This window comes from Arthrobacter sp. SPT-J7 (genome assembly GCF_059089965.1).
In genome coordinates this window covers 1-1,260 of the sequence record NZ_JBNHFF010000447.1, presented here as the reverse complement: position 1 = coordinate 1,260, position 1,260 = coordinate 1, and the positions used below count along the sequence as shown (strand labels likewise).

Here is a 1,260-nt window from a genome sequence, read left to right as displayed (position 1 = left end):
GGGTCCAAGAAGGCGGCAGGCGGCGTGGCCAAGGCAGAACCCGAAAAAGCCGAAGCACCAGTTCCCTGATACTTCCGCGCAACAATGGCCCGAACCTTTTGGTCCGGGCCATTGCCGTTTGTGTCAGGCTGCCAGCCAGTCCCGCAGCGCCTGCAGGCACTTACGGATGGCGTCGGCATGGACGTGCTCGTTGTCCTTATGTGCCAGCAGGGGATCCCCCGGCCCGAAATTCACCGCCGGGATCCCCAATTCGCTGAAGCGTGCGACGTCGGTCCAGCCGTATTTTGGCTTTGGCTCGGCTCCGACGGCGGCAACAAAGGAAGCGGCCGCGGGGTGCTGGAGCCCCGGGCGTGCACCGGCGGCAGCATCGGTGCGGACGACGTCGAACCCTTCAAGGAGTTCCCGCACCACGGCTTCTGCCTCATCGGGCGTCTTGTCCGGCGCAAAGCGGTAGTTGATCTCCACCACGCACCGGTCCGGAATGACATTGCCGGCGGTGCCGCCGTTGATCTTTACCGCATTAAGGCTCTCGCGGTATTCCAGCCCGTCCACGTTGACCGTGGCAGGTTCGTACGCCGCCAGCCTGGCCAGGACTGGTGCCGCTGCGTGGATAGCGTTGCTGCCCATCCATGCTCTGGCGGAGTGGGCTGCCTCGCCCAGAGTGGTTGCCTCGAACCGGCTGGTACCGTTGCAGCCGCCCTCCACCGTGCCGTCCGTCGGTTCCAGCAAAATGGCGAAGTCGCCGTCGAGCAGGTGGCCGTGGTTGCGGACCAGCCGGCCCAGGCCGCTCTTGACGGCCTCGACTTCCTCATGGTCGTAGAAAACAAAGGTGACGTCCCGCTTGGGTGCCGCCCCGCCGTCGAACATTGTTGCGGCAAGCGCAAGCTGCACTGCAACGCCGCCCTTCATATCGGTGGCCCCCCGGCCGTACAGCACACCCTCCCCCGGCACGCCGGACTCCCAACTGGATGGAACCGTCCCTTTGGACCCTTCAGTCAGGGGCAGCGGAACGGTGTCCAGGTGACCTGCCAGGATGACGCGTTCGGCGTTCCCCAGCTCCGTGCGGGCAATGATTGAGTCGCCGTCGCGGACAACGTGCAGCTCCGGAATGGTCAGCAGGGCCGCTTCCACGGCGTCAGCCAACACGGTCTCGTGTCCGGAGACGCTGTTGATGTCCATGATGGCGGCAGTCAGCAGCGCAACGTCCTGGTGCAGGTCGAGCGGAAGGGTGGAAGGTCCGGAGGCGGTTTCGGCAGTCAC

General features: G+C 65.3%; 1 protein-coding gene. It reads right to left on the bottom strand.

The window, feature by feature from the left end; all coding sequences use genetic code 11:
- Window positions 1-123 precede the first annotated feature (123 nt).
- Window positions 124-1,260, bottom strand: a 1,137-nt coding sequence (gene dapE / locus AC5RWX_RS33460) for a succinyl-diaminopimelate desuccinylase (protein WP_494100451.1), incomplete at its 5' end; no start/stop codon positions are given.